The following is a 26,237-nucleotide window of genomic DNA, read 5'->3' on the forward strand; positions in this document are numbered from 1 at the left end:
GCCGCATCACCGCCGTCACCACCGCCGTCCCCGCCCCGCCCCCCGGGGCGGAGATCCTGCGCGGGCTGACCCTCCCCGGGCTGGCCAACGCCCACTCGCACGCTTTTCACCGCGCACTGCGCGGCACCGTCCAAGTCGGTACCGGCACCTTCTGGACCTGGCGCGAGGTGATGTACTCGATCGCCGACCGGCTGACCCCCGAGACCTACCACCGGCTCGCCCGCGCCGTGTACGCGGAGATGGCCCTCGCCGGCATCACCGCCGTCGGCGAGTTCCACTACCTGCACCACGCCCCCGGCGGCGCCCCCTACGCCGACCCCAACGCCATGGGGGAGGCGCTCATCGCGGCCGCCGCCGAGGCCGGTGTCCGCATCACCCTCCTCGACACCGCCTACCTGTCCGCCGGCTTCGGCGAGCCGCCCACCGTCCACCAGCGCCGCTTCTCCGACGGCACCGCCGAGGCCTGGGCCGAACGCTGTTCAGTTCTCAAGGAACGGGGTCACGCGCGGATCGGTGCCGCCATCCACTCCGTACGGGCCGTGCCCGCCCGGGAGCTGGAGACCGTGGCACGCTGGGCGGAGGAGCGGCGGGCCCCGCTGCATGTGCATCTGTCGGAGCAGACCGCCGAGAACGCGGCCTGCCAGGAGGCGCACGGCCGCACCCCGACCCGCCTCCTCGCCGACCACGGCGTGCTCGGACCGCGCACCACCGGCATCCACAACACGCACCTCACCCGCCAGGACATCGCGCTCATCGGCGGCAGCGGCACCGGCACCTGCATGTGCCCCACCACGGAACGCGACCTGGCCGACGGCATCGGCCCCGCGGCCGCCCTCCAGCGCCGGGGCTCCCCGCTCTCCCTCGGCTCGGACAGCCATGCCGTCATCGACCTGCTGGAGGAGGCGCGCGCCCTGGAGCTGAACGAGCGCCTGCGCACCCGCACCCGCGGCCACTGGACGGCGAACGCACTGCTGCGGGCGGCCACCGCCGACGGTCACGCCGCCCTCGGCTGGGACCGGGCGGGCACCATCGAACCCGGCGCCCTCGCCGACCTGACCACCCTCACCCTGGAGTCGGTCAGAACAGCGGGGCCACCGCACCGGCTCGGCGCCGAGACCGCCGTATTCGCCGCGACGGCGGCCGACGTACGGCACACGATCGTGGCGGGGCGGCACGTCGTACGCGACGGGGCGCACACCCTCGTACCCGATGTGCCGCACGCCCTCGCGCGCGCTGTCGGGGCACTGAGGACCTGAACGCCGGCCGCGACCCCGCGCCCGCCCCCGCCATCCACGAGGACGCCATGAGCAGCACCGCCATCGTCAACATCGCCACGCTGGTCACCAACGATCCCTCCCTCGGTGACTCGTCTCCCCTCGGGCAGGTCCGGGACGCGGCCGTCGTCATCGACGGCGACCGCGTCGCGTGGACCGGTGGATCAAGCAAAGCACCCGCCACTGACAACCGGGTCGACGCCGCAGGCCGGGCGGTGATCCCGGGCTTCGTCGACTCGCACTCCCACCTGGTCTTCGCGGGCGACCGCACCGACGAGTTCAACGCCCGGATGTCCGGCCGCCCCTACAGCGCGGGCGGCATCCGCACCACCGTCGCCGCCACCCGGGCCGCGAGCGACGCGGAACTCGAGGCGAACCTGACCCGTTTCCTCACCGAGGCGCTGCGCCAGGGCACCACGACCGTCGAAACCAAGTCCGGCTACGGCCTGACCCTCGAGGACGAGGCCCGCGCCCTGCGGCTGGCCGCCCGTCACACCGACGAGGTCACCTACCTCGGCGCCCACATCGTCGCCCCCGAGTACGCCGACGACCCGGCCGGTTATGTGGACCTGGTCACGGGAAAAATGCTGGACGCGTGCGCGCCGCACGCCCGCTGGGTCGACGTCTTCTGCGAGAAGGGCGCCTTCGACGGCGACCAGGCGCGCGCCGTCCTCACCGCGGGCCTGGCGAAGGGCCTGCACCCGCGCATCCACGCCAACCAGCTCACCCACGGCCCCGGCGTGCAGCTCGCCGTCGAACTCGACGCGGCCAGCGCCGACCACTGCACGCACCTCACCGACGCCGACGTGGACGCCCTCGCCCACAGCCGTACGGTCGCGACCCTGCTGCCGGGCGCCGAGTTCTCCACCCGGGCCGCCTGGCCGGACGCCCGCAGACTGCTCGACGCGGGCGTCACCGTCGCGCTGTCCACGGACTGCAACCCGGGGTCGTCCTTCACTTCCTCGGTGCCGTTCTGCGTCGCACTGGCCGTGCGGGACATGGGCATGACGCCCGACGAGGCCCTCTGGTCGGTCACCGCGGGCGGTGCGGCCGCCCTGCGCCGCACCGACATCGGCCGGCTCACCCCCGGGGCCCGCGCCGACCTCGTCCTCCTCGACGCCCCGAGCCACGTCCACCTGGCCTACCGCCCCGGCGTCCCCCTGGTCACGGGCGTATGGCGGCGCGGTGTCCGCGTGCTCTGACCAGTGGGATCAGGCCCCGGCACGCCACCGCTGATCCGTCCGCCCCGCCTCCCTGCCCAGGGACACCGAGCCGTCCCCGGCCGCCGTCACCGCATGGTCCGGCGCGATGGCCGGGCGGATCACTCCCCGGGCGTCGACGGCGAAGCGCAGGTTCTGTCCATTGCGCCCGTCCACCGAGTCGCACTCCCAGATGCCGACGCCCCGGCTCACCGCGCCGCGGCTGTCCAGGCAGTAGTCGGAGTCGGCGTAGGCCTGCAGCACACCGCGCTCCGCGTCGACCCGCCACCGCTGGGAGCGGGAGGAGTCGCAGGCTGCCGTGACGACGTCCGCGCGGTTCTCCAGGTCGCCGTCGATGTCCAGGCACAGGCCCGACGCCAGATTCACCACTTGTGCGTATGCGCCGCCCGGCGGCGGATAGGTGGGCGTGGGCGACGGCGTGGGGCGTGGAGGGTGGGAAGGGCTGGGCTTCGAAGTCTTCGAAGACTTCGAAGGGGACGGTGAGGGGGACCGCGTCGCGGACGCGGTGGGGGGCGGTGGGGGCGTGGCCGTCACGGTCACCGGCGGCGGGGCCGCCACGGTGGGGACGGATTCCGAGGTGTGCCCGGCCGGCGTGCCGGCCGGTGACCACAGCAGGAGCAGCAGCGGCACCACGGCAACGCCGAGTGCCGTCGAGGCCAGCACCAGGCGCCGGGACACCGGCCACGTCCCGACCGCGCTACCGGCGCCGACGGACGGCCCGGCCGGTGCGGGTACGGGGGCGGTGTACGCCGTGCCCGCCCATGGCAGCAGCCCCTCGGCCAGGGTGGTGCGCGGCTCGTCCCGCAGGGCGCACAGTTCCTCGTACGCCGCGGTGCAGTGCCCGCAGTGGGCCATGTGGGTGTGCAGGTCGGCGCTGTCGCGGGGGCCGTCGGGCCGTACCGACTCCTCGATGAGCCGGCGGAAGTCGGCGCACCGGGGATCGTCCGAGGCGGCCAGCCGGGCCCGCAGACAGGCCTGGCCCAGCGACTGCAGTGCGGACCGGGTGTCGTAGGCCACGTCCTGACGGCTGAGGCCGAGAAGCGTCGCCGTGCGGTCCGCGGGCTCCTGGTCCACGATCCCGTACCAGATGAGGCCCTGCGCCCGGTACGGCAGTGTCCGGAACGCGGCGAGCATGGACGGGACCGGGCCGTCGGGGCCGGACGAACTCAGTACGAGGTGCAGTCCGGCGTCCAGTCCGCCGGCCCGCCCGTCGGCGGCCCAGGTCGCTGCCACCCGGACGGTCAGCAGGAGGAGTTGGTGGCGCAGGGGGCCGCCGGGATCGGTGCCGCGGGCGGTTTCGCGGGCGGCGTGGGTGAAGGCCTGCGCGGCGAGTTGACGCGCGCTGGAATCGCCCGTGGTGCACCGGCGGGCGTAGGCGAGCACGGGCGGGCCGTGCCGGGCGCGGAGTTCCTGAAGTGCCGCGTACGCGGCCGAGGTGTCGGCGCGCAGCATCTCGGTCAGCCGGATGTCGGAGGCATCCGTGTGCGCACCTGTGTGTCCGCCGCCGACCTCGTTGTCGTCGACGGTTCCGTCGCCCCGAGTCATGCACCGCCTCCTAGGGTCTTTCGCCGGGATCAGGCCGCATCAGGAAGCGAGGTGCGGTGCCGGGGCCCGTGAGCCCGGCACGATCCAAACGACAGGCCCTCATCCCTGGCCGTCGGACCCGTCGTCCTGACATACCAGCCGGTCTGGGCGTGCCCATAGTGGAGGAAGAAGGCTCGTAGGGAAAGGGGTGACCGTGGGTAACGCGGCGCGCCCCGCGCTCGGCCGGCGCCCGGGGCCCGGGAAGGGCATCCGGCGTCGGCGGAGTGCGGGGCGCGACGTGTGAGGCGCTGAGTGCGGGCCGTCAGGGGGAGGGGGGAGCGGAGTGAAGGGCGCAGGGCGCGGTCACCCGTCATTCCTCGAGGGTCAGCCCCTTGCGCAGCCGGACCAGTGTTCGTGACAGCAGTCGTGACACGTGCATCTGCGAAATGCCCAGTTCCTCGCCGATCTCCGACTGGGTCATGCCGGCCACGAAGCGCAGCGAGAGGATCTTCCGGTCGCGCGGCAGCAGTTCGGCGATCAGCGGCTTCAACGACTCGACGTACTCGATGCCTTCGAGGCCGTGGTCCTCGTAACCGATCCGGTCCGACAGCGCGCCCTCGGCGTCGTCCTCCTCCGGCTGGGCGTCGAGCGAGGAAGCGGTGTAGGCGTTCGACGCCGCCATGCCTTCGACGACCTCGTCCCTGGAGATGCCCAGGCGCTCGGCCAGTTCGCCCACCGTCGGGGACCGGTCGAGCTGCTGCGCCAGCTCGTCACCCGCCTTGGCCAGGTCGAGCCGCAGCTCCTGCAGTCGGCGCGGTACGCGCACGGACCACGAGGTGTCACGGAAGAAGCGCTTGATCTCACCGATGATGGTCGGCATCGCGAAGGTGGGGAACTCCACGCCGCGCGAAAGCTCGAAGCGGTCGATCGCCTTGATCAGACCGATGGTGCCGACCTGGATGATGTCCTCCATCGGCTCGCTGCGCGAGCGGAAGCGGGAGGCGGCGAACTTGACCAGGGCCAGGTTCAGTTCGACGAGCGTGTTGCGTACGTACGCATATTCGTGGGTGCCTTCCTCCAACGACTCCAGCCGCTCGAAGAGGGTCTTGGACAGCGCCCGTGCGTCGACCGGGCCCACCTCGTCAAAAGGGGGGATCTCCGGGAGCCCGGCGAGTAGATCGTCGTCCGGGACGACACCCGCATCGTCCTGCTCGATGGGAGTCAGATGTTCCGGAGGGAGTGTCGACGTCGCTTTCTGGGTACGCGATGCGTCGAGCCGGGGTGACATGATGTCCTCCATCGTTCTCGGCGTATGGCTGCCGATGCCGTTTCGTGCACTGCGGTGTGCGGCGCCTCCGAAGCCGACCGTGTCGAGTACGTGTCCCTTCTAGCCCTACCCGGTTTCGCAAGCCCACCGCAAGTGAGTTCTGTTGGCATGTGTCCGTTTACTGCTGATTGTTCGGCTGTCGGAGTGTGCTCGGAAGGCGTAATGTTCGACGGCGTCAGTAGTAGCCATGACTGGTGGGAGAGAGAGACGGCATGGACCGCGGGACGGTCGGCAGCGCACAGTCGGGCCGGCTTCTGGTCGAGGTGCGAGAAGAGGGCCCCAGCGCCGTCGTGACTCCGGCGGGTGAGTTGGATCACCACACCGCCGATCTGTTGCGTGAGCCACTGGAGAGCTGCCTCGCCAAGGGATTCAAGCGGCTTGTCATCGACTGCTCCGGCCTGGAGTTCTGCGACTCCACCGGGCTCAATGTGCTGCTCGGCGCCAGGCTGAAGGCCGACGCCGCCGGGGGCGGGGTGCATCTCGCGGGAATGCAGCCCGTGGTCGCGCGTGTGTTCGAGATCACGGGGGCGGAAGCGGTGTTCACCCTCCATGACAACCTCGAGGCGGCCCTGGCCGACGATTCCGGATGACCGCGTGGGCAGGCCGGTGCCACCCCGCGGCGGGTCCGTGGGCGGGCGTTCTCCTTCCGGTGCGTCGAGCGATGTGGCACCCCGCGGTTCTTTCCGCGGGCCCTCTTCGAGCCGCTCCCGGAGCGTTGCGCCTTTCTTGTGCGAACGCGGGGGTGTCGCCTCGGCCGCCTCGGGCAGGAGACAAGCTGAACGTGTCCGTTGTCACGGTCGAGGGGACGCCGAGAGCCGGACGACCCCGCACGGCGTGACTGAGTGAGTACGGATTTTTGAACTGGTGAACTGGTGAATCGGTGAGGTGAAGCGCTGATGAGCACCACCCGGCCCTACTTGCCGGGCGACCGTGGTCCGGAGCCCAGCGGCGGTTCCGGGGTGCCCGGGGGCGGCGCGCCGGAGGGGGACGTGGCCGCGCCGCCGTCCGGGGCGCAGGCCGCGGCGGCGTCCATGCCGACGGGGTCGCCGGAGGCGTCGGGGCCCTCGGGTTCGCCGGGAGGGCGTCAGGTCCGTCGGCTGAGCTTCGAGGACCAAAGCGGCGTCGTTCCCCTGGCCCGTGATTTCACCCGCCAGGCGCTGCATGCGTGGGGCTGGCTGCCCGCCGCCACCGCCGACCGGAGGGCCGCCGCCGAGGACGTCCTGCTCGTCGTGTCCGAACTGGTCACCAACGCCTGCCTGCACGCCGAGGGGCCGGACCAGCTGGGCATCGTCTGCGACAACAAGGTGATCCGGCTCGAGGTCACCGACCGGGGCGCCGGCCAGCCGGCACCGCGTACCCCGCACCGGGCGGGCCGGCCCGGCGGGCACGGCATGTTCATCGTCCAGCGGCTCTGCCTGGACTGGGGCGTCGTACGTGTCCAGGGCATCGCGGGCAAGACCGTATGGGCGGAACTCGGGGTGCCCGCCTGACCGGCGGAGCCTCCGCCTTCCGCGACTCCACTTGTCGCGCCCCCGCCGCGCCCCACCGCACGTGCACCGGATCGTCACGGATCCGGTGCGCACCGTGTCTTCCTTCTCCTGCCCCCGGCATACCCTGACGGGTCACCAGGTTTGATGCGACGTCAGGAATGTTCCGTCGGCAACACCGGACGTCCCCCGTGGAGAACCCCGTCTTCCAGGTCGGCACGTCCTACGGCGTCCATGCCCCGCAGTGGGAGGGGCCGGCCCTGGGAGGGCACCGTCCCGCCGGGCGGCACGGCCGGTGCGTACGGCGACCACCCGGTTTCCCCGAAGCACGGTGGCAAGGTCTTCACGGAGCAGCCCTGGCCCTGTGGGGCCTCTCGTGTGGATCAGGCCGGCCTCGCGGGCCCCGGCACCACACCTCGCCGCGTTGCCGTCGGTCCCCGGGGCTCCCTCCCCGAGCTCTCGACCTTTCCCCCACCCCCGGCTCCGCTCGAGCGGGGGGACCTTCATGGGCAGGGGGCTCCATGAGCGGGACCCCCGTGAGCAGGGATCCCCGTGAGCGGGGGGCTCTATGAGCGGGGGGACCCCCATGGGCAGGGACCCCCGTGAGCGGGGGCTCTATGAGCGGGGGGACATCCATGAGCAGGGGACCTCATGGGCAGGGAGACCCCCATGGGTAGGGACCCCCGTGAGCAGGGGGGACCCCCGTGAGCAGGGGAGACCCCCCACAGGCTCCCCCCTCCGCCCTGCGGGGCCCCACTGCCCGAAGGGCGTGAGCGGCGACCCCGGCGCCGGACCCCGCTCCCTGAACCGGCCCGATCCACACGAGAGGCCCTGGCCCCGTCCCTGGGGAGCGACCCCCTTCCGGGCCATGGTCCTCCTGGTCGTACCGGTTGCCGTCTTCCGCGCGGGGCCGGCCGTGGTGGGCTACGTACACCCCCCGGGACCGGCGCCGACGGCCCCGGGCCCCCGCTGGTCGGAGCCGACGCCGATGCGGGCTCCGCACCCCGCCCCGTGAACACGGCGTGCCCGCCCGTGTCCGCCGCGAGAACGCCCGGAGGGCCCCGCATCCGCGTACGTACTGCTGTACGTACGGGTGCGGGGCCCTCCGGCTCGTGAGTGTGACCGCGGCGGCGAGCCGACCGGGTCACGGCCGCACGGCGTCATGCCGTACGGCGTCGGGCGCACGGTGTCAGCGGACGCCGCCCATCAGTTCCTTGACCTTGCTGCGGTACATCCACACCGCGACACCGGCGACCACCGCGAGGGTGGCCTCCAACGCGACGACGCCGGACCCGTTCAGGTCGACACCGAAGATGGAGAGCAGGCCGGTCGTGGCGTCACCGGCGGTGACGGCCAGGAACCAGACGCCCATCATCTGCGAGGCGTACTTCGCGGGCGCCATCTTCGTGGTCACCGACAGGCCGACCGGGGAGAGCAGCAGCTCACCGACGGTCTGCACGAAGTAGATCGCCACCAGCCAGGCCGCCGCCGCCTTGTGACCGCCCTCGGCGATGGACAGCGGGGCGAGGAACAGGAAGAAGGACGCGCCGACCAGCACCAGACCGGAGCCGAACTTCACGATCGTGCTGGGCTCCTTGCCGCGCCGGTTCAGCGCCAGCCAGAACCAGGCGAAGACCGGGGCCAGCGCCATGATCAGGACCGGGTTGACCGACTGGTACCAGGAGACCGGGAACTTCCAGCCGAGGACGCTGTTGTTGGCCGACGCGTCGGCGAAGAGCGACAGGGTCGAGCCGCCCTGGTCGTAGATCATCCAGAACACGGCCGCGGCCACGAAGAACCAGATGTACGCGGACATCTTCGACTGCTCGGTCTGGTCCAGGTCCCGGTCGCGCTTGATCCGCACCAGCACCAGCACAGGAATGATCAAACCGAGCAGCGTCAGCGGGACCAGGATCCAGTTCAGCGTGTAGTGGCCCGAGAAACCGACGACGGCGTACGCGACGACGGCGATGCCGGCCCAGAAGGCGGACTTGCGCAGCGTGGCGGACTTCTCGGCGGCGGACAGCGGCTTGGGTACGACGCTGGACTGCGGGGAGAGGTGACGGCTGCCCAGCAGGAACTGGATCAGGCCGAGCCCCATGCCGACCGCGGCGAGCGCGAAGCCGAAGTGCCAGCCGACGTTCTCACCGACGGTGCCGATGATCAGCGGTGCGGCGAAGGCGCCGAGGTTGATGCCCATGTAGAAGACGGTGAAGCCGCCGTCGCGACGCGGGTCGTCCGGACCGGCGTACAACTGGCCGACCATCGTGGAGATGTTGGCCTTCAGGAGGCCGGAGCCGATCGCGACCAGACCGAGACCGGCGTAGAAGGTGCCGGCGGACGGCAGGGCCAGCGTCAGATGGCCGAGCATGATGACCACGGCGGCGACGGTGACGGTCTTGCGCGGACCGAGGACCCGGTCGGCGAACCAGCCGCCCGGCATCGTGAGCAGGTACACCAGCGACAGGTACACCGAGTAGATGGCCGTCGCGGTACCGGCGTTCATGGCCATGCCGCCCGGGGCGACGAGGTACAGCGGGAGCAGGGCCCTCATGCCGTAGTAGGAGAACCGCTCCCACATCTCGGTCATGAAGAGAGTGGCCAGTCCGCGGGGGTGGCCGAAGAAGGTCTTCTCGGAACCGGGGGTGCCCGGTGAGACCGAGTCCTTCGTCAGGCTGGACGCCATGGGTCGTTCCTTGCTGGTCGGGACGCGTCGCGTGAGTGCGTACGCGCCCGGTGGGGGGCTGGCCGGCACCGGCGGGCCCTGCCCTCCACCCCCACGCCCCTGGGAGCCCGCTCCGATCACGGAGCGGCGGACGGTGACCACCGGGATCCACGCCTCTACGCGCGTCTATGTGCGGAGAGGCCCGGCCACAGGTCATTCCTTACGGGGCCGGGGGGACCAGCCAGGAAAGGCTGGCGGGAAGCCGGCCCGCACACGAAAGAGACCTTCGGCGTCAACTGCGCCAAAGGCCCCCGTGGTGCAACAGGCGTTGGTTCACCATACGGCAGGACAGTGCCCGATATGGAAGGACTTGAGACATGGATCACAGGCTTCGAGGGAACCGCGATCACTCAATCGAAGGTTCTTTCCAGGGTTGCACCCCCCACCTCCAGGCGCGGCCCACGGACCCCGGACGTGAGAATCCGGTGTGTGTCGGGTAAGAACCGGCGCCGGTGATCACACCCCGGGCCGTGTCGGCGCGGGACTACCATCAGTCCATGACCCGTGTACTGCTCGCCGAGGACGACGCGTCCATCTCGGAGCCGCTGGCCCGCGCCCTGCGCCGGGAGGGCTACGAGGTGGAGGTGCGTGAGGACGGACCCAGCGCGCTCGACGCAGGCCTGCAGGGCGGCATCGACCTGGTGGTGCTGGACCTCGGACTGCCGGGCATGGACGGCCTGGAGGTCGCCCGTCGGCTGCGTTCCGACGGCCACACGGTGCCGATCCTGATTCTTACCGCGCGTGCCGACGAGGTCGACACCGTCGTCGGCCTGGACGCCGGCGCCGACGACTACGTCACCAAGCCGTTCCGGCTCGCCGAACTGCTCGCCCGGGTACGGGCCCTGCTGCGGCGCGGTGCCACCGAACCGCAGCAGCCGCCCGCGACGCACGGGGTGCGCATCGACGTCGAGTCGCACCGGGCATGGATGGGCGAGGAGGAACTCCAGCTCACCGCCAAGGAGTTCGACCTGTTGCGGGTCCTGGTGCGCGACGCGGGCCGGGTCGTCACCCGCGACCAGCTGATGCGCGAGGTCTGGGACACCACCTGGTGGTCGTCCACCAAGACCCTCGACATGCACATCTCCTGGCTGCGCAAGAAGCTCGGCGACGACGCGGCCAACCCCCGCTACATCGCGACCGTACGAGGCGTGGGGTTCCGTTTCGAGAAGAGCTGAACCCCCCACCCCGTACGTCGTGATCCAGGTTCGGATATGAGGACATGCGCCGCCGACTGATCCAGTCCACGCTCGCCGTCGTACTCGTCGTGATCGCCGTGTTCGGCGTGTCCCTGGTGCTCGTGGAGACCCGTACGATCACCGAAAGCGCCAGGGAGCGGGTCGAGTCCGAGGCGGTACGGCTCGCCAGCATCGTCGACAGCAGGCTGCTCGTCGACGAGAAGGTCACCGCCGGGGTCCTCAGGGACCAGGTCACCGAGGACCGCTACGCCGTCGTACACCTGCCCGGCAGGGCGCCCATCGAGATCGGCGACAAGCCGAAGGGCGACGTCATCAGCGCCTCGGCGCCCGGCGAGGAGGGCGAGACGGTCACCGTCCAGGAGCCGCACTCCTCGGTGACCCGGGAGGTCGGCCGCACACTGCTGATCATCGGACTGGTGGCGCTGCTGGCGGTGATCGCGGCGGTGCTGCTGGCAGTGCGCCAGGCGAACCGGCTCGCCTCGCCGCTGACCGACCTCGCGGAGACCGCCGAGCGCCTCGGCTCGGGGGACCCGCGCCCCCGCCACCGGCGCTACGGCGTTCCCGAGCTGGACCGGGTCGCGGACGTGCTGGACTCCTCCGCCGAGCGCATCGGCCGCATGTTGACCGCCGAACGGCGGCTCGCCGCCGACGCCTCCCACCAGCTGCGCACCCCGCTCACCGCGCTGTCCATGCGGCTGGAGGAGATCACCCTCACCGACGACCCCGAGACGGTGAAGGAGGAGGCGACGATCGCGCTGGCGCAGGTGGAACGCCTGACGGACGTGGTGCAGCGGCTGCTGACCAACTCCCGCGACCCGCAGACCGGCTCGGCCGTCACCTTCGACCTCGACGAGGTGATCCAGCAGCAGCTCGCGGAGTGGCGCCCCGCCTACCGCAGTGTCGGCCGCGCGATCGTCACCTCCGGCAAGCGGCATCTGCGGGCCGTCGGCACGCCGGGCGCGGTCGCCCAGGTGCTGGCTGCGCTGATCGAGAACTCGCTCATGCACGGGGGCGGTACGGTCGCCCTGCGCACCCGGGTCACCGGGAACCAGGCCGTCATCGAGGTCACGGACGAGGGCCCCGGAGTCCCCACCGACCTGGGCGCCCGCATCTTCGAGCGCGCGATCAGCGGCCACAACTCCACCGGCATCGGCCTCGCGGTCGCCCGCGACCTCGCGGAGGCGGACGGTGGCCGGCTGGAGATGCTCCAAGCCTCGCCCGCGGTCTTCGGCCTGTTCCTGTCCCGCACTCCGCCGCAGAAATCCCGGGACGACGACCGCCGAACGGTGCGGTGAACAGGGAGCACGAGGGCGTACGTGCGGGTGCCGGTCCAGGCCCGGGACCCGCTGCCTACGGCACGCGCTGCGGGGAGGGCGGCCCCACGGGCCCGTGCCCGCCCTCCGCGACGGGACCCCTCGCCACTGCCGTGGCCCCCGGCAGTGCGCGGAACACCCACGTGCGGTAGGACCAGAACCGGAACAGGGTGGCGATCCCGATGCCGAGGAACTTGAAGATGTTGCTCTGCAGCGGGCTGTCCCAGCCGAACCCGTAGGTCGCCGCGTACAGCAGGCCGTTCTCGATCACCAGGCCGACCGCGCTGAACAGCAGGAACAGCGACATTTCCTTGGTGCGCCCGGACTTGTCGCGGTCCCGGTACGTGAAGTAGCGGAAGCCCAGGTAGTTGAAGACGATCGCGACGACGGTCGCGATGACGCTCGCCCGCACCACCTGGAGATCGGTCACCTGCCGGACCAGGTTGAACACGAGGAGATTGACCAGCAGCCCCGCCCCGCCGACCGCGCCGAACTTCACGGCTTCACGGACGAGCCGGTCGAGGCGCTGCCGCATGGAGCCGCGCGGGGCCGGGGCGCCCGTCGAAGGCCCCGAGGAACCGCGTCCCATGGTCGTGCCGGCCCCCGTCCGTGGAGTGGCGTCGTAGCGCCGAGGTGGCGTCAACCAGACCATGCTAACCATCCGTCCGCGCAATCTTCCTGCGGAGGGACGCCAGGGGGCTTTCGAGGGGTCCTGAGCCGCAGACCTGTCCGGGAACGGCCGCAGACCTGTCCGGGAACGGCCGTGGACAGGCCGGGAACGGCCGTGGAATCGGCCACCATGGCTCGACCGATACCCTGGGGGAGTGACGTTCCCGGTAGTCGGCATGGTCGGCGGGGGCCAGCTCGCTCGTATGACACACGAGGCGGGCATCCCGCTCGGCATCAGATTCAAGCTCCTCAGTGACACTCCGCAGGATTCCGCGGCGCAGGTCGTCGGTGATGTCGTCGTCGGCGACTACCGCGACCTGGACACGCTGCGCGCGTTCGCCCGCGGCTGCGACGTGATCACCTTCGATCACGAGCATGTGCCCACCGAGCACCTCCGGGCTCTGGAGGCGGACGGCATCCCCGTCCGCCCCGGCCCCGAGGCGCTGGTGCATGCCCAGGACAAGGGCGTGATGCGCGCCCGGCTCGACGCGATCGGCGTGCCCTGTCCGCGGCACCGCATCGTCACGGACCCCGCGGACGTGGCCGCCTTCGCGGCCGAGGGCGAGGGCTTCCCGGTCGTCCTCAAGACCGTCCGCGGTGGCTACGACGGCAAGGGCGTGTGGGTCGTCGACTCCGTCGGGGAGGCCGCCGAGCCGTTCCGGGCCGGGGTCCCGGTGCTGGCCGAGGAGAAGGTCGACTTCGTGCGCGAGCTGGCCGCCAACGTGGTCCGCTCCCCGCACGGCCAGGCCGTCGCCTACCCGGTCGTCGAGTCGCGGCAGGTGAACGGCGTCTGCGACACGGTCATCGCGCCCGCGCCCGGTCTCGACGAGGGCCTCGCCCTGCGCGCGGAGGAGATGGCGCTCGGCATCGCCAAGGAACTCGGCGTCGTCGGCCATCTCGCCGTGGAGCTGTTCCAGACCCGCGACGGCCGCATCCTCGTCAACGAGCTCGCCATGCGCCCGCACAACTCCGGCCACTGGACCATGGACGGCGCGATCACCTCGCAGTTCGCCAACCACGTCCGCGCCGTCCTCGACCTCCCGCTCGGCGACCCCCGCCCGCGCGCCCCGTGGACGGTGATGGTCAACGTCCTGGGCGGCGACTACCCCGACATGTACTCCGCGTACCTGCACTGCATGGCCCGCGATCCCCAGCTGAAGATCCACATGTACGGCAAGGACGTGAAGCCCGGCCGCAAGGTCGGCCACGTCAACACCTACGGCGACGACCTGGACGACGTGCTGGAACGCGCCCGTCACGCAGCCGGCTACCTGAGAGGCACGATCACCGAATGAGCCCCAGCCCCGTAGTCGGCATCGTCATGGGATCGGACTCCGACTGGCCCGTCATGGAGGCCGCGGCCCAGGCCCTCGACGAGTTCGAGATCGACCACGAGGTCGACGTCGTCTCCGCGCACCGGATGCCCCGCGAGATGATCGCGTACGGCGAGCAGGCCGCGGACCGCGGACTGAAGGTGATCATCGCGGGTGCGGGCGGCGCCGCCCATCTGCCCGGCATGCTCGCCTCGGTCACCCCGCTGCCCGTCATCGGCGTCCCCGTGCCGCTGAAGCACCTCGACGGCATGGACAGCCTGCTCTCCATCGTGCAGATGCCGGCCGGTGTCCCGGTCGCCACCGTCTCGGTGGGCGGCGCCCGCAACGCGGGCCTGCTGGCGGTCCGCATGCTCGCCGCCCACGACGACGAACTCCTGGGCCGGATGCGGGAGTTCCAGCAGGAGCTGAAGGAGCAGGCCATGGAGAAGGGCAAACGCCTGCGTGCCAGGGCCGAAGGCTCCGGCAACGGCTTCGGGAAGTGAGCCCCATGACATCCTCCGACTCCGGGTCGCGCGACTCCGCGTCGTTCGAGGCCGCCCGCGCGCTGCTGGCCGAGTTCCCCGTCGTCGACGGGCACAACGACCTGCCCTGGGCGCTGCGCGAGAAGGTCCGCTACGACCTCGACGCCCTGGACATCGCCGGTGACCAAACCGCCCACCTGCACACCGACATCCCGCGCCTGCGCGCGGGCGGCGTCGGCGCGCAGTTCTGGTCGGTGTACGTCCGCGCGGACCTGCCCGACGCGGTGCCGGCCACCCTCGAACAGATCGACTGCGTACGGCAGTTGCTGGCCCGTCATCCCGAGGACCTGGCACCCGCGTTGACCGCCGCCGACATGGAGGCGGCGCGTGGACAGGGCCGTATCGCCTCCCTGATGGGGGCGGAGGGCGGCCACTCCATCGCCAACTCCCTCGGTACTCTGCGCGGGTTGTACGACCTCGGGGTGCGCTACCTGACCCTCACCCACAACTACAACGTGGCCTGGGCGGACTCGGCGACGGACGAGCCCGGCGTGGGCGGCCTGTCGGCGTTCGGCCGTGAGGTGGTCCGGGAGATGAACCGGCTCGGCATGCTGGTCGACCTCTCGCACGTCGCCGCCACGACGATGCGGGACGCGCTGGACACCACGTCCGCGCCGGTGATCTTCTCGCACTCCTCCGCCCGCGCGGTCTGCGACCACCCGCGCAACATCCCGGACGACGTACTGGAGCGGCTGCCCGCCAACGGCGGCGTCGCGATGGTGACGTTCGTACCGAAGTTCGTGCTCCAGGCGGCCGTCGACTGGACGAACGAGGCCGACGACAACATGCGCGCCCACGGTTTCCACCACCTGGACACCAGCGCGGAGGCGATGAAGGTGCACGCCGCCTTCGAGGAGGCCCGCCCGCGTCCGGTCGCCACCGTGTCCACGGTGGCCGACCACCTGGACCACATGCGCGAGGTCGCCGGCATCGACCACCTCGGCATCGGCGGCGACTACGACGGCACCGCCTTCACCCCCGACGGCCTGCGCGACGTCTCCGGCTACCCGAACCTCATCGCCGAGCTGCACGACCGCGGCTGGTCCAGGACCGACCTGGCCAAGCTGACCTGGCAGAACGCGGTACGGGTGCTGGGCGCCGCCGAGGACACCGCCCGCGAGCTCCGGGCGACCACCGCCCCGTCGAACGCGACCCTGGAGTCCCTCGACGGCTGAGGCCGCCCGGTCACCACCGGCACGAGAGCCGCAGCGGCCCGGCCTGGGTCCGTCCGGCAGGATCCGCCGGACAGACCCCTACGGCTGGGACGGACCGGACCCCTACGGCTGCTCGATCCGGCAGAGGCAGAACGGATGCCCTGCCGGATCGGCGTACACCCGGAAGTCCTTCTTCTCGCGGTCCTCCCGGTCCAGCACCCGGGCTCCCAGCGCCAGCACCTTCTGCTCGGCCTCGTCGACCTCCTCCCAGGTGCCGCCCGCGTCGAAGTCGAGGTGGAACTGCTGCGAGCCGTGGCCGGCCCGCGGCCAGTCGGGCGGGCCGTACCCGGGCGCCCGCTGGAAGGCCAGCCGGGGCCCGGCGGGGATCTGGAGCACCACCCGGTCCGGGTCCTCCTCCTCGGGCATGCCGCCCCCGACGGCCGCGTAGAAGCGGGCCAGTTCGCGCGGCTCGGGACAGTCGACGACGACGGAGCGCAGACGGGCCACGGCGGCCATGGGTCCTCCCGGTGTCAGCAGGCGCACAGACAGAAGGGGTGCCCCGCCGGGTCCGCGTAAACCCGGAAGCTCCGCGAGCGGTCCTCCGCCTCCAGCGGCTTCGCGCCGAGTGCCAGCACCTTCTTCTCGGCGGCGTCCAGGTCCTCGACGGCCAGGTCCAGGTGGAACTGCTGGGAGTGGTCCGGCGCCGGCCAGCGCGGCGGCACGTGTCCGGGGGCCTCCTGGAACGCGAGCACCGGCCCGCCGGGCACCTGGAGGTCCACCCAGTCGCCCTCGTCCTTGACCGTGCCGCCCACCAGTTCGGCGTAGAAACCGGCCAGCGCGTGCGGATCGGCGCAGTCCAGGACGACGGCGCCCACCTTGGCAACAGGCATGACTTCCTCCTCGAATCCCTGATCCCCGACTCTTCCGGTTACCGGCAGAAGCGGACAGCCGGTAACCGTTACTGCATGCTGCCGCACGGGGGGTAGCGTCGCAAGGGAAAATGCGGGGGACGCGAGAGGTACCGTCCGGACATGAGTGGGAGATCGGCCGCGCCCGGTGGGCTGGTCCTGGTCCAGGACCTGGTCAACACGCTCGACCTCGAGTCGGGCGCCGACGCGCTGGACACGGCGGACGGCCGCGCCCGCTTCGGGCTTCCGGAGGGCGAAGCGGCCGGCGTCGAGTCGGCGCGCACCCTGCGCGAGGCGCTGCGCGCGGCCCTGCTCGCCCACGCCGGCCATCCGCCGCACCGCGCGGTCGTCCCGCTCGGCACGCTGCTCGCACAGGCCCCCCTGGTGGTCACCGTCGACCCGGCGGACGGCTTTGCCGCCCTCGTACCCGTCGACCGGGGGCCCCTGCTCTCCCGGGTCGCGGCGGCCGTGGCGGAAGCGGTCGCGGCGGGTACCTGGACCAGGCTGAAGGCCTGCGAGGCCACCGACTGCCACTGGGCGTACTACGACCGCAGCCCGGCGGGACGCGGCCGCTGGTGCTCCATGCAGGTGTGCGGAGCCCGCGCCAAGATGCGCCGCTACCGCTCGAAGCGGCCGCAGCCGGATCAGGCCCGGACGCGGCAGGAGCCGAAGCGGGCGGCGGATCCGGAGCCGAGGGAGTCGTAGGCGTCACAGCGGCCCCACCGGACCCGCCCCGTGGTGCAGAATGCAGGCAGACGCCGGTTCGGCCGACTGAGCCTCGGCCGAACCGGCGTCACCCGTTCCGTCAGGCGGTGGGGCGTCCCATCGCGCGGTAGCGCCAGCCGGCCCGGCGCCACACCTCGGCGTCGAGCGCGTTGCGCCCGTCCAGGACCAGCCGCTGGGCCACGACCTCGCCCAGCGCCGCCGGATCCAGCTCGCGGAACTCCCGCCACTCCGTCAGGTGCAGCACCACGTCCGCGCCCCGCACCGCGGCCAGCGCCGAGTCCGCGTACCCGAGGGTGGGGAAGAGCCGCCGGGCGTTGTCCATGCCCTTCGGGTCGTACACGGTGACCTGGCCGCCCTGGAGGTGTATCTGGCCCGCGACGTTCAGCGCCGGCGAGTCCCGCACGTCGTCCGAGTCCGGCTTGAAGGTGGCTCCCAGCACCGCGACCCGCTTGCCCAGGAAGGCCCCGCCGCCCAGCGCCTGCCGGGTCAGCTCCACCATCCGGCCGCGCTGGCGCATGTTGATCGAGTCGATCTCCCGCAGGAACGTCAGCGCCTGGTCCGCGCCCAGCTCACCGGCGCGCGCCATGAACGCCCGGATGTCCTTCGGCAGGCACCCGCCGCCGAAGCCGATCCCGGCGCGCAGGAACTTCGGGCCGATCCGGTCGTCGTACCCGATGGCCTCGGCCAGCCGGGCCACGTCACCGCCCGTGGCCTCGCACAGCTCGGCCATGGCGTTGATGAAGGAGATCTTGGTGGCGAGGAAGGAGTTCGCGGAGGTCTTCACCAGCTCCGCGGTCGGGAAGTCGGTCACCACGAACGGGGTGCCCTCGGCGACCGGCGTCGCGTACACCTCCCGCAGCAGCTTCTGGGCCCGCTCGCTCCGGACCCCCACCACGACCCGGTCCGGGTGCAGCGTGTCCTGGACGGCGAAGCCCTCGCGCAGGAACTCCGGGTTCCAGGCCAGCTCGGCGTCCTCGCCGGCCGGCGCGTGCTCGGCCAGGTAGGCGGCCAGCCGGTCGGCCGAGCCCACCGGCACGGTCGACTTGCCGACGACCAGTGCGGGGCCGGTGAGGTGCGGGGCCAGCGAGGCGAAGGCGGAGTCGACGTACGACATGTCGCAGGCGTACTCGCCGTGCCGCTGCGGAGTGTTCACACAGACGAAGTGGATGTCGCCGAACTCGCCTACCTCGGCCCAGTCCATGGTGAACCGGAGCCGGCCGGTGGACCCCTCGATCCCCGCCACGTGCCGGCGCAGCAGCTCCTCGAGCCCCGGTTCGTACATCGGGACCTCGCCCCGCCGGAGCATGTCGATCTTCTCCGGCACGACGTCGAGGCCCAGCACCTCGAACCCGAGCTCCGCCATGGCCGCCGCGTGGGTCGCACCGAGATAACCGGTGCCGATCACGGTGATCTTGAGGGCCATGCGTGCTCCAGGGGTCTACGGAAGCCAGTGCGGGCTGAGCATATCCGGGGCTGCCGAGAACGCCGCACGGGGCGATCCCGCTCGTTCCCGCTCATTGCGGCTCCGTAGCCGTCCCGTTGTCACCAAACTCACGTACTACCGCATGGGCAGGAGTTCTAAAATGGGAGTTACTTAACGGTAGTTAGCATCATCAGGGCGTCGCCTCTCGTCGCACCTCGTCGTCTTTGGAGTGAGAGACCTTGGCCGGATCGGCTGATTTCGACCTGTACCGCCCGTCCGAGGAGCACGACATGCTCCGTGACGCCGTCCGCTCGCTGGCCGAGGCGAAGATCGCGCCGCACGCCGCGGCGGTGGACGAGGACGCCCGCTTCCCGCAGGAGGCGCTCGACGCGCTCCTGGCGAACGACCTGCACGCCGTGCACGTGCCCGAACAGTACGGCGGCGCGGGCGCCGACGCGCTCGCCACCGTCATCGTGATCGAGGAGGTGGCCCGGGTCTGCGCGTCCTCCTCGCTCATCCCCGCCGTGAACAAGCTCGGCTCCCTGCCGGTGCTCCTCTCCGGTTCCGAGGCGCTGAAGAAGCAGTATCTGACCCCGCTCGCCCGGGGCGAGGGGATGTTCTCCTACTGCCTCTCCGAGCCGGACGCCGGCTCGGACGCGGCCGGCATGAAGACCAGGGCGGTCCGCGACGGCGACGCCTACGTCCTGAGCGGCGTCAAGCGCTGGATCACCAACGCCGGCGTCTCCGAGTACTACACGGTGATGGCGGTCACCGACCCCACCCGGCGCTCCAAGGGCATATCGGCGTTCGTCGTGGAGAAGTCCGATCCGGGCGTCTCCTTCGGCGCCCCGGAGCGGAAGCTCGGCATCAAGGGCTCCCCGACCCGCGAGGTCTACCTGGACCAGGTCCGCATCCCGGCCGACCGCATGATCGGCGAGGAGGGCACCGGCTTCGCCACCGCGATGCGGACCCTGGACCACACCCGCATCACCATCGCCGCCCAGGCCCTCGGCATCGCCCAGGGCGCCCTCGACTACGCCAAGGGCTACGTCAAGGAGCGCAGGCAGTTCGGCAAGCCGATCGCCGACTTCCAGGGCATCCAGTTCATGCTCGCCGACATGGCCATGAAGATCGAGGCCGCCCGCCAGCTCACCTACGCGGCCGCCGCCAAGTCCGAGCGCGTCGCCGCCGGAGGTGGAGAGGGAGACCTGACCTTCCAGGGCGCCGCCGCCAAGTGCTTCGCCTCCGACGTCGCCATGGAGGTCACCACCGACGCCGTCCAGCTCCTCGGCGGCTACGGCTACACCCGCGACTACCCGGTGGAGCGGATGATGCGCGACGCGAAGATCACCCAGATCTACGAGGGCACCAACCAGGTCCAGCGGATCGTCATGGCCAGGAACCTTCCCTGACCCGGCGCACGGACGGCCGAAGGGTGCCCGAGTACGCGTACTCGGGCACCCTTCGGTCTTTTCCCGTCCGGGTGGGGGTCCTGCCGTGCTGCTGAGCGCGGGTCAGGAAGCCGGGGCGTCCGCGTCCGTGTTCGTGTGGACCGCGGGCCGGCGGGAGGCGATGACCCTTTTCGCGAGTGAGCGCGGGCTGGTGAGGAAGCCCCAGCCCCACGACATGTGCATGGTGGCCAGCGCCACCGGGATCTGCAGCCGCGCCCTCAGCGGCAGACCCTTGCCCGCGGGTATCGAGCCGAGCACGATCGCCGCGAGGTAGCCGCCGGGTACGACGAAACCCCACGGGGTGAGCAGAGCGCCGATCAGGATCCCGGCCGTGATCGCGCACACCGCGGCCGGCGGGGCCAGGTAGCGCAGGTTGATGGAACCCGAGTGGTAGCGGGCGACGACGTGCCGCCAACGGCCGTAGTCCTTGTACTGCTTGGCCAGCGCCCGCATGCTCGGCCGGGGCCGGTACGACACCTTCAGCTCCGGCGAGAACCAGATCAGCCCGCCGGCCTCGCGGATGCGGAAGTTCAGCTCCCAGTCCTGGGCGCGGATGAACTCCACGTTGTAGCCGCCCTGCCGCTCCAGTGCCTCGCGCCGGAACACCCCGAGGTAGACGGTCTCGGCGGGAGCCGCCGCGCCACCGGTGTGGAAGGCGGCGTTGCCGACACCTATCCGGGACGTCATCGCGGCGGCGACCGCGTGCTCCCAGTCGTTCTCGCCCTCGGCGTGCATGATGCCGCCGACGTTCTGCGCGCCGGTCTCCTCCAGGAGCCGTACCGCGGTGGCGATGTAGCCCGGCGAGAGGATCCCGTGCCCGTCGACGCGGACCACGACCGGATGGCGCGAGGCCCCGATCGCCGCGTTGAGGGCGGCCGGGGTGCGGCCGGTCGGGTTGGGCACGGTGTGCACCCGCGGGTCCTCGGCCATGAGTTCGGCGGCGATCTCGTCCGTGCGGTCCGTGGACGGACCGAGGGCGATCACGACCTCCATCTCGCCGGAGTACTCCTGGGCGAGGATCGCGTGGACGGCACCACGCAGATGCCGCTCCTCGTTGAGCACGGGCATGATCACGGAAACGGCGGGGAGCCGCACGTCGGGATTGGCGTTCATAGGAGCCTCACGTTACCGCGAACGGGGGACAGCGGTGTGCGTGCCGGGTGCGGCTGCGCCGGGCCGCAGATCGTATCGGCTTACGGTGCTCAGGATCCCGTGTACGACCCCGTACGCCCCCTGCACCCCTGCCCGCAGGCTTCCCCTTCCCCTCTCCCTCCCCCCTCTCCTGTTCCCCGTCCACGTCCCGCTCTCCTCTTGCCTCCCCTCTTTTACGTCCCCCTCGTACGGCCCTCGTCCGGAGGTGTGTCCCTCTTGCCCGTGTCGTCACGTTCCCCCCGGCCCCGCACCGCGTCGCAGCGCCGACCGCAGCCACCGCGGGAGGGCGGCCCGCGACCACCGGGACGCCGGAGACCGCGCTGGGGCCCGCGGGCGGTGACCACCCTGTCGGTCCTGGTGCTCGCCTCGGCCGGGATCGGGCACGCGGTGGTCAGCGGCCTCGACGCGGGAATCGACCGGGTCGACCCGTTCCGGGACATGAAGAACCGTCCCGAGGCGGGCCACGGCATGAACGTCCTGCTCGTCGGCACGGACGGCCGCGAGAAGATCGGCGCGGAGGCGCGGCGAAAGTACCGGCTCGGCGGGGCGCCCTGCAACTGCACCGACACGATCATGATCGTGCACATCTCCGAGGACCGGGAGCGGGCCAGCGTCGTCAGCCTGCCGCGCGACTCGTACGCCATGATGCCCGCGCACACCGACCAGGTGAGCGGCGAGGAGCACGAGGGGCACCCCGTCAAGCTCAACGCGGCGTACGCGGAGGGCGGGCCGCAGCTGACCGTGCGCACGGTGGAGAAGATGACCCGGGTGAAGATCGACCACTACCTGGAGCTCGATTTCACCAGCTTCATGAAGACCGTGGATGTGGTCGGCGGCGTCGAGCTGTGCACCACCGAACCTCTGAAGGACAGTCACACCGGCCTCGACCTGCCGGCCGGCCGGCACACCCTGGGGGGCGGAGAGGCCCTGCAGTACGTGCGCGCCCGGTACGTCGACGGCGCCGCCGACCTCGGCCGGATGAAACGCCAGCAGCACTTCATGGCCGCCCTGCTGGACCGGGCCACGTCCTCCGGGATTCTGCTGAACCCGATGAAGTTCCGGGACGTGACCCGTGCCGTGCTCGGCTCGGTTCGCGCGGACAAGGGCTTCAGCACCGGCGAACTGCTGGACCTGGGGCGGGCGATGCGCACCTTCTCGCCCGCCTCGTCCGAGTTCACCACCGTGCCGCTCGGCAGGGAGGGACACACGGTCAAGGGCATCGGGTCGACGCTGAAGTGGGATCCCGAGAAGTCCGAGAACCTCTTCGAGGCGCTGCGCGAGGACAAGCCGCTCTCCGCACACCCGTCGCCCGATGCGGCACGGCGCGTCCCGGTGGCCCCCCGGCAGATCCGCGTCCAGGTCGAGAACGGCACGGAGACGAAGGGCCTCGGCCGCCGCGTGGACGCGGCCCTCGCGGCCACCGGTTTCAACACCACCCACGTTCCGGTCAACGCGGCGGACCGCTCCGTGCAGCGGACCGTCGTCGCCTACGACCCCCGCTGGGACCGCTCCGCGAAGTCCCTCGCCGCCGCTCTGCCGGGCAGCGAGCTGCGTGCGGTGAAGGGCCAGGGCGCCACGTTGAGGGTGATCGCCGGTACCGACTTCGAGAAGGTCCGCAAGGTCCGGGCCGAGGACCCCGGGAAGGGCGAGTTCGGGGTGGTGCGGGGCGACGAGGTGGGCTGCTCGTAGGGCCTGGTGTCCGGATCATGCCGGACTCACGGGATCCGGCCTGATCCAGAGGGAAGACCCCGGCCCCGCGGGGGCTGCCGGGGCCGCGGGGAGTGCGGGGTGGATCAGCGTCGGTCGGTCCGTGAGTCGGACCCGGCGGAGAAGCCACCACACATCCTCGCGGTCAGTCCTCGATCCCCTCCGCCGCCCGCCTCTCGCGCAGCTCCACGATCGCCCGGCGGCGGGCCAGGCGGTGGGTGCGGCGGATCTGGGCCTCCTGGTTGCGGCGCCGGTCCCGCTCGCTCTCCGATATCACCGGCGGCACGCGGCGCGGCTTGCCGTCCGCGTCGACGGCCGCGAAGACGAGATACGCCGAGCCGACCTGAGTGGCCGGGGCGGACTCGTTCCACCGCTCGGCCAGGACCCGCACGCCGACCTCCATGGACGTCCGGCCGGTCCAGTTGACCTGCGCCTTCACATGGACCAGGTCGCCGACACGGACCGGTTCGAGGAAGGCCATCTCGTCCATCGACGCGGTGACGGCGGGGCCACCGGAGTGCCGTCCGGCGACCGCGCCCGCCGCGTCGTCGACGAGTTTCATGATCACGCCGCCGTGCACCGTACCCAGGAGGTTGGTGTCGCTGTGGGTCATGATGTGGCTGAGGGTCGTCCGCGACGCCGAGACGGGCTTGCCCGGGATGTCGGGACTGTCGGGATTCTCCGTAGGTGGGGCCGGAGCCTGATCTGTCATGGCCTCCACCTTATGCCGAGGTGCCAGCCGGGGAATTTGTGTCAGCTTCGCAACAGCGCTGCTTCTATTTCCCGAGGACTGGTACGGCGCAGGCCCCGGACCTGCACACTATTGCGCATGACTGAATGGCCCGAGGCACGGCCCAACGACAACCGCGGCCCCCGCTACGGACGCGGCAGCGCGAGCGCACAGCCGGAGAGCGCCCGCGTCATGCGCCAGGTCCGCCGCGGCCCGGTGGCCCCGCCCGGCCAGGGAGCCTACGGAGGCCCGGTGCCGCAGCAGCCGTCGTACGTGGACGGCGGCGGCTACAACACGGGCCAGGTCTACGGCTCCCCGGGCGGCGGCGGTCCCGGCGGTCCGGGCGACGACGGCCGCTACGCGCAGCGTCCCGCGCCGGACTGGCGCCGCCGGATCAAGGTGACGTCGATCACGGTCGCGGTCGTGCTGATCGTGACGACCGTGGGCACCTACTTCTGGGCCGACTCGAAGCTCAACCGCGAGGTCGACCTGTCGATCGTGCTCGACCGGCCGGAGGCGGGCGAGGGGACGAACTACCTGATCGTCGGCTCCGACAGCCGGGCCGGGCTGACCGACGAGCAGAAGAAGAAGCTGCGTACCGGGTCCGCCGAGGGCAAGCGCACGGACTCCGTGATGATCCTGCACACCGGCAGCAACGGCCCCACCCTGATATCGCTGCCCCGCGACTCGAACGTGGAGATACCCACCTTCAAGGGCTCCGAGTCCGGCAAGACGTACCAGGGCACGGGCCGGCAGGTGAAGCTGAACGCCGCCTACGCCGAGGACGGGCCCGAACTCCTGGTCCGCACGGTCGAGTTCAACACCGGCCTGCGCATCGACCACTACGTGGAGATCGGCTTCGCCGGCTTCGCGAACATCGTGGACGCGGTCGGCGGCGTCGAGTTGGACATCCCGCAGGACATCAAGGACACCAAGTCCGGCGCCGACTTCAAGAAGGGCAAGCAGACGCTGAACGGCGAGGAGGCCCTCGCCTTCGTCCGCACCCGGTACGCGCTGGCCGGTTCCGACCTGGACCGTACGAAGAACCAGCAGAAGTTCCTCTCCGCCCTCGCGAGCCAGGTGGCGACGCCGGGCACGGTCCTGAACCCGTTCAAGCTGTACCCGACCCTGGGCGCGGGTCTGGACGCGCTGGTCGTCGACGAGGACATGAGCCTGTTCGGCCTGGCCGACATGTTCTGGTCGATGAAGGGCGTCAGCGGCGGTGACGGCACCTCCCTGAACATGCCCCTCGCGGGCTCCTCCGGCGGCAACCTGCTCTGGGACAAGGCGAAGGTCAAGCAGCTGGTGAACGAGCTGAAGAACGACGAGAAGGTCACCGTCAAGGGCAACTGAACCCCGCGGCGCCGGCGGCGGACGGGCAGGCGGGGCGGGAGAACGACCGAGGGCGCCCCACGGGGTGCCCTCGACTGTGTCCGGCGTCCGGCGTCCGGTGCCCGGCGTGTTCCGGCGTCGGCGTCCGGCGCGTCACATCGTGGCGCCCGCCATGGCGCGGCAGGACTCGGCACAGCGGCGACAGGACTCCGCGCAGCGCATCATCTGCGCGTCGTCCGGCATGGACATGCACGCCTCGGCGCACAGGTCACAGGCCGTGGCGCACATCGCGCACATCTCGGCGGCCAGCGGCGAGCGGCGCATCATCATGTCGGCGCACATGCGGGTCATGTCGGCGCAGTCCATGAGGGCTCCCATGACCTGCGCGGGGGCCCGGCCGCCCATCCGCAGACAGGAGCTCATGGTCTCCTCGCACGTGCTGTGGCAGGCCATGCACGTCTGGACGCAGTCCTGCATCTCCTTGCTCATGGGGGCCGCGGTGGCAGACTGCTGGGTCATGATTCCTCCCAGGGGAACGACGGGGGCCGCGGACCGGCCTCCGTCCTTCAGTCCTACGCCCCTTGTCCCATGACCACCACAGGGCGAACGGTCTGTGCCCCGACCTGCACGGTGCGTGGGAAAGGGAGCCTCGTCACCGGCGGGTTCAGCCGCAGTGGAAGCAGCCCGAGCCGGGTACGTGGTCCCGGATGATGTCGTTGCCGTTCAGGCTCCGCCGTCGTCCTCGCCGACGTAGCCGTCGGTGTTCGTCCGGGCCTGCACCGCGATGCGGGACTCGACCCCGTGGCACGAACCGCGCTTCACCGCCGCGACACGGTTGCAGGTACCGTCCCGGAACAGGGGTGTCGTGGCGTATGTGGGTCCGTTGCAGGTGCTGTTCCAGCCGTCGATCCGAGAACCGTTGCAGCCGTACGCGGCGGGGGCGGTGGCCGGGGAGAAGGCTGTGGTGCCCGCCGGCATGAGCGCTACCGACGCGGTGTTCCCGACGGCCTTGTTCCTGAACTCCCCTGTGCCTCTTCTCGGTGGGGGGACCACTGCGCGCAGTG

24 protein-coding genes are annotated in these 26,237 nt (G+C 71.4%); 13 read left to right on the forward strand and 11 right to left on the reverse strand.

All coding sequences use genetic code 11. From position 1 onward, the window contains the following. The coding region (locus ACFP2V_RS16790) for a formimidoylglutamate deiminase (protein WP_381212296.1) at positions 1-1,256 on the forward strand (1,256 nt) is incomplete at its 5' end. Positions 1,257-1,303: 47 nt separating this feature from the next. Next, a complete protein-coding gene (hutI, locus tag ACFP2V_RS16795) occupies positions 1,304-2,476 on the forward strand; it encodes an imidazolonepropionase (RefSeq protein WP_381212299.1) in 1,173 nt (390 codons plus the stop codon). 9 nt (positions 2,477-2,485) lie between these two features. Here the strand turns inward: hutI and ACFP2V_RS16800 are convergent, their stop codons facing one another. Next, positions 2,486-4,039 carry a ricin-type beta-trefoil lectin domain protein gene (locus ACFP2V_RS16800; protein ID WP_381212302.1) on the reverse strand — a complete coding sequence of 518 codons (1,554 nt, stop codon included), beginning with the start codon at positions 4,037-4,039 and terminating at the stop codon, positions 2,486-2,488. A gap of 349 nt (positions 4,040-4,388) precedes the next feature. Next, positions 4,389-5,318, reverse strand: coding sequence for an RNA polymerase sigma factor SigF (locus ACFP2V_RS16805; RefSeq protein WP_381212305.1), 930 nt, complete (start codon positions 5,316-5,318; stop codon positions 4,389-4,391). Positions 5,319-5,557: 239 nt separating this feature from the next. Between ACFP2V_RS16805 and ACFP2V_RS16810 the strand changes: the two genes are divergently transcribed. After that, positions 5,558-5,935, forward strand: a complete 378-nt coding sequence (locus tag ACFP2V_RS16810; protein ID WP_381212433.1) for an STAS domain-containing protein — start codon at positions 5,558-5,560, stop codon at positions 5,933-5,935. Between the two features lie 306 nt (positions 5,936-6,241). Beyond that, a complete protein-coding gene (locus ACFP2V_RS16815) occupies positions 6,242-6,835 on the forward strand; it encodes an ATP-binding protein (RefSeq protein WP_381212308.1) in 594 nt (197 codons plus the stop codon). A 1,186-nt stretch (positions 6,836-8,021) separates the two neighbouring features. On the opposite strand, the gene ACFP2V_RS16820 is transcribed toward ACFP2V_RS16815, so the two are convergent. Then, on the reverse strand, positions 8,022-9,518 hold the full coding sequence (locus ACFP2V_RS16820) for an oligopeptide:H+ symporter (RefSeq protein WP_381212311.1): 1,497 nt from the start codon (positions 9,516-9,518) through the stop codon (positions 8,022-8,024). A 536-nt stretch (positions 9,519-10,054) separates the two neighbouring features. On the opposite strand from ACFP2V_RS16820, the gene ACFP2V_RS16825 reads away from it, so the two are divergent. Both ACFP2V_RS16825 and ACFP2V_RS16830 read left to right on the forward strand, forming a co-directional pair. Further along, positions 10,055-10,732: a response regulator transcription factor gene (locus ACFP2V_RS16825; protein ID WP_109383624.1), complete on the forward strand. Its 678-nt coding sequence runs from the start codon at positions 10,055-10,057 to the stop codon at positions 10,730-10,732. 44 nt (positions 10,733-10,776) lie between these two features. Then, positions 10,777-12,048, forward strand: a complete 1,272-nt coding sequence (locus ACFP2V_RS16830; protein ID WP_381212315.1) for an ATP-binding protein — start codon at positions 10,777-10,779, stop codon at positions 12,046-12,048. 55 nt (positions 12,049-12,103) lie between these two features. Here the strand turns inward: ACFP2V_RS16830 and ACFP2V_RS16835 are convergent, their stop codons facing one another. Next, positions 12,104-12,655, reverse strand: coding sequence for a GtrA family protein (locus ACFP2V_RS16835; protein ID WP_381212436.1), 552 nt, complete (start codon positions 12,653-12,655; stop codon positions 12,104-12,106). Positions 12,656-12,890: 235 nt separating this feature from the next. On the opposite strand from ACFP2V_RS16835, the gene ACFP2V_RS16840 reads away from it, so the two are divergent. From ACFP2V_RS16840 to ACFP2V_RS16850, 3 genes are read left to right on the forward strand one after another with little or no spacing between them, the layout of a single operon-like run. Continuing rightward, positions 12,891-14,030 carry a 5-(carboxyamino)imidazole ribonucleotide synthase gene (locus ACFP2V_RS16840; protein WP_381212317.1) on the forward strand — a complete coding sequence of 380 codons (1,140 nt, stop codon included), beginning with the start codon at positions 12,891-12,893 and terminating at the stop codon, positions 14,028-14,030. A 26-nt stretch (positions 14,031-14,056) separates the two neighbouring features. Continuing rightward, the gene (gene purE, locus ACFP2V_RS16845) at positions 14,057-14,551 is read left to right on the forward strand and encodes a 5-(carboxyamino)imidazole ribonucleotide mutase (protein ID WP_381212439.1); all 495 of its coding nucleotides are present in this window, start codon (positions 14,057-14,059) and stop codon (positions 14,549-14,551) included. Between the two features lie 5 nt (positions 14,552-14,556). Next, positions 14,557-15,765 carry a dipeptidase gene (locus ACFP2V_RS16850; RefSeq protein WP_381212320.1) on the forward strand — a complete coding sequence of 403 codons (1,209 nt, stop codon included), beginning with the start codon at positions 14,557-14,559 and terminating at the stop codon, positions 15,763-15,765. Positions 15,766-15,867: 102 nt separating this feature from the next. On the opposite strand, the gene ACFP2V_RS16855 is transcribed toward ACFP2V_RS16850, so the two are convergent. Further along, complete coding sequence (locus ACFP2V_RS16855) at positions 15,868-16,260, reverse strand: VOC family protein (RefSeq protein ID WP_381212322.1); 393 nt, start codon at positions 16,258-16,260, stop codon at positions 15,868-15,870. Between the two features lie 14 nt (positions 16,261-16,274). Beyond that, positions 16,275-16,634, reverse strand: coding sequence for a VOC family protein (locus ACFP2V_RS16860; protein ID WP_381212325.1), 360 nt, complete (start codon positions 16,632-16,634; stop codon positions 16,275-16,277). 141 nt (positions 16,635-16,775) lie between these two features. Between ACFP2V_RS16860 and ACFP2V_RS16865 the strand changes: the two genes are divergently transcribed. After that, a complete protein-coding gene (locus ACFP2V_RS16865; protein ID WP_381212328.1) occupies positions 16,776-17,357 on the forward strand; it encodes a CGNR zinc finger domain-containing protein in 582 nt (193 codons plus the stop codon). A 100-nt stretch (positions 17,358-17,457) separates the two neighbouring features. Here the strand turns inward: ACFP2V_RS16865 and ACFP2V_RS16870 are convergent, their stop codons facing one another. Then, entirely contained in the window at positions 17,458-18,801 is a 1,344-nt protein-coding gene (locus ACFP2V_RS16870; RefSeq protein WP_381212331.1) for a UDP-glucose dehydrogenase family protein, read from the reverse strand. Between the two features lie 239 nt (positions 18,802-19,040). On the opposite strand from ACFP2V_RS16870, the gene ACFP2V_RS16875 reads away from it, so the two are divergent. Next, on the forward strand, positions 19,041-20,213 hold the full coding sequence (locus ACFP2V_RS16875) for an acyl-CoA dehydrogenase family protein (RefSeq protein WP_381212334.1): 1,173 nt from the start codon (positions 19,041-19,043) through the stop codon (positions 20,211-20,213). Between the two features lie 102 nt (positions 20,214-20,315). On the opposite strand, the gene ACFP2V_RS16880 is transcribed toward ACFP2V_RS16875, so the two are convergent. After that, complete coding sequence (locus tag ACFP2V_RS16880; protein WP_381212337.1) at positions 20,316-21,365, reverse strand: glycosyltransferase family 2 protein; 1,050 nt, start codon at positions 21,363-21,365, stop codon at positions 20,316-20,318. Positions 21,366-21,620: 255 nt separating this feature from the next. Here ACFP2V_RS16880 and ACFP2V_RS16885 point away from each other — a divergent pair, with 255 nt between their 5' ends. Further along, complete coding sequence (locus ACFP2V_RS16885; protein ID WP_461089800.1) at positions 21,621-23,093, forward strand: LCP family protein; 1,473 nt, start codon at positions 21,621-21,623, stop codon at positions 23,091-23,093. 163 nt (positions 23,094-23,256) lie between these two features. On the opposite strand, the gene ACFP2V_RS16890 is transcribed toward ACFP2V_RS16885, so the two are convergent. Then, a complete protein-coding gene (locus ACFP2V_RS16890) occupies positions 23,257-23,823 on the reverse strand; it encodes an acyl-CoA thioesterase (RefSeq protein ID WP_381212343.1) in 567 nt (188 codons plus the stop codon). A 117-nt stretch (positions 23,824-23,940) separates the two neighbouring features. Here ACFP2V_RS16890 and ACFP2V_RS16895 point away from each other — a divergent pair, with 117 nt between their 5' ends. Further along, positions 23,941-25,194: an LCP family protein gene (locus ACFP2V_RS16895; protein ID WP_381212346.1), complete on the forward strand. Its 1,254-nt coding sequence runs from the start codon at positions 23,941-23,943 to the stop codon at positions 25,192-25,194. A gap of 132 nt (positions 25,195-25,326) precedes the next feature. On the opposite strand, the gene ACFP2V_RS16900 is transcribed toward ACFP2V_RS16895, so the two are convergent. Continuing rightward, positions 25,327-25,692 carry a four-helix bundle copper-binding protein gene (locus ACFP2V_RS16900; protein ID WP_381212349.1) on the reverse strand — a complete coding sequence of 122 codons (366 nt, stop codon included), beginning with the start codon at positions 25,690-25,692 and terminating at the stop codon, positions 25,327-25,329. A gap of 204 nt (positions 25,693-25,896) precedes the next feature. Further along, the gene (locus tag ACFP2V_RS16905; RefSeq protein WP_381212352.1) at positions 25,897-26,151 is read right to left on the reverse strand and encodes a hypothetical protein; all 255 of its coding nucleotides are present in this window, start codon (positions 26,149-26,151) and stop codon (positions 25,897-25,899) included. Positions 26,152-26,237 lie beyond the last annotated feature (86 nt).

The organism is Streptomyces incanus (assembly GCF_042656345.1).
GTDB lineage: Bacteria > Actinomycetota > Actinomycetes > Streptomycetales > Streptomycetaceae > Streptomyces > Streptomyces incanus.

Bases quoted from the DNA above. Each gene is read 5' to 3' on its own strand.
- hutI (WP_381212299.1), top strand. From the start codon at position 1,304: ATGAGCAGCACCGCCATCGTCAACATCGCCACGCTGGTCACCAACGAT.
- ACFP2V_RS16800 (WP_381212302.1), bottom strand. From the start codon at position 4,039: ATGACTCGGGGCGACGGAACCGTCGACGACAACGAGGTCGGCGGCGGA.
- ACFP2V_RS16805 (WP_381212305.1), bottom strand. From the start codon at position 5,318: ATGGAGGACATCATGTCACCCCGGCTCGACGCATCGCGTACCCAGAAA.
- ACFP2V_RS16810 (WP_381212433.1), top strand. From the start codon at position 5,558: ATGGACCGCGGGACGGTCGGCAGCGCACAGTCGGGCCGGCTTCTGGTC.
- ACFP2V_RS16815 (WP_381212308.1), top strand. From the start codon at position 6,242: ATGAGCACCACCCGGCCCTACTTGCCGGGCGACCGTGGTCCGGAGCCC.
- ACFP2V_RS16820 (WP_381212311.1), bottom strand. From the start codon at position 9,518: ATGGCGTCCAGCCTGACGAAGGACTCGGTCTCACCGGGCACCCCCGGT.
- ACFP2V_RS16825 (WP_109383624.1), top strand. From the start codon at position 10,055: ATGACCCGTGTACTGCTCGCCGAGGACGACGCGTCCATCTCGGAGCCG.
- ACFP2V_RS16830 (WP_381212315.1), top strand. From the start codon at position 10,777: ATGCGCCGCCGACTGATCCAGTCCACGCTCGCCGTCGTACTCGTCGTG.
- ACFP2V_RS16835 (WP_381212436.1), bottom strand. From the start codon at position 12,655: ATGGGACGCGGTTCCTCGGGGCCTTCGACGGGCGCCCCGGCCCCGCGC.
- purE (WP_381212439.1), top strand. From the start codon at position 14,057: ATGGGATCGGACTCCGACTGGCCCGTCATGGAGGCCGCGGCCCAGGCC.
- ACFP2V_RS16850 (WP_381212320.1), top strand. From the start codon at position 14,557: ATGACATCCTCCGACTCCGGGTCGCGCGACTCCGCGTCGTTCGAGGCC.
- ACFP2V_RS16855 (WP_381212322.1), bottom strand. From the start codon at position 16,260: ATGGCCGCCGTGGCCCGTCTGCGCTCCGTCGTCGTCGACTGTCCCGAG.
- ACFP2V_RS16860 (WP_381212325.1), bottom strand. From the start codon at position 16,634: ATGCCTGTTGCCAAGGTGGGCGCCGTCGTCCTGGACTGCGCCGATCCG.
- ACFP2V_RS16865 (WP_381212328.1), top strand. From the start codon at position 16,776: ATGAGTGGGAGATCGGCCGCGCCCGGTGGGCTGGTCCTGGTCCAGGAC.
- ACFP2V_RS16870 (WP_381212331.1), bottom strand. From the start codon at position 18,801: ATGGCCCTCAAGATCACCGTGATCGGCACCGGTTATCTCGGTGCGACC.
- ACFP2V_RS16880 (WP_381212337.1), bottom strand. From the start codon at position 21,365: ATGAACGCCAATCCCGACGTGCGGCTCCCCGCCGTTTCCGTGATCATG.
- ACFP2V_RS16890 (WP_381212343.1), bottom strand. From the start codon at position 23,823: ATGACAGATCAGGCTCCGGCCCCACCTACGGAGAATCCCGACAGTCCC.
- ACFP2V_RS16895 (WP_381212346.1), top strand. From the start codon at position 23,941: ATGACTGAATGGCCCGAGGCACGGCCCAACGACAACCGCGGCCCCCGC.
- ACFP2V_RS16900 (WP_381212349.1), bottom strand. From the start codon at position 25,692: ATGACCCAGCAGTCTGCCACCGCGGCCCCCATGAGCAAGGAGATGCAG.
- ACFP2V_RS16905 (WP_381212352.1), bottom strand. From the start codon at position 26,151: ATGCCGGCGGGCACCACAGCCTTCTCCCCGGCCACCGCCCCCGCCGCG.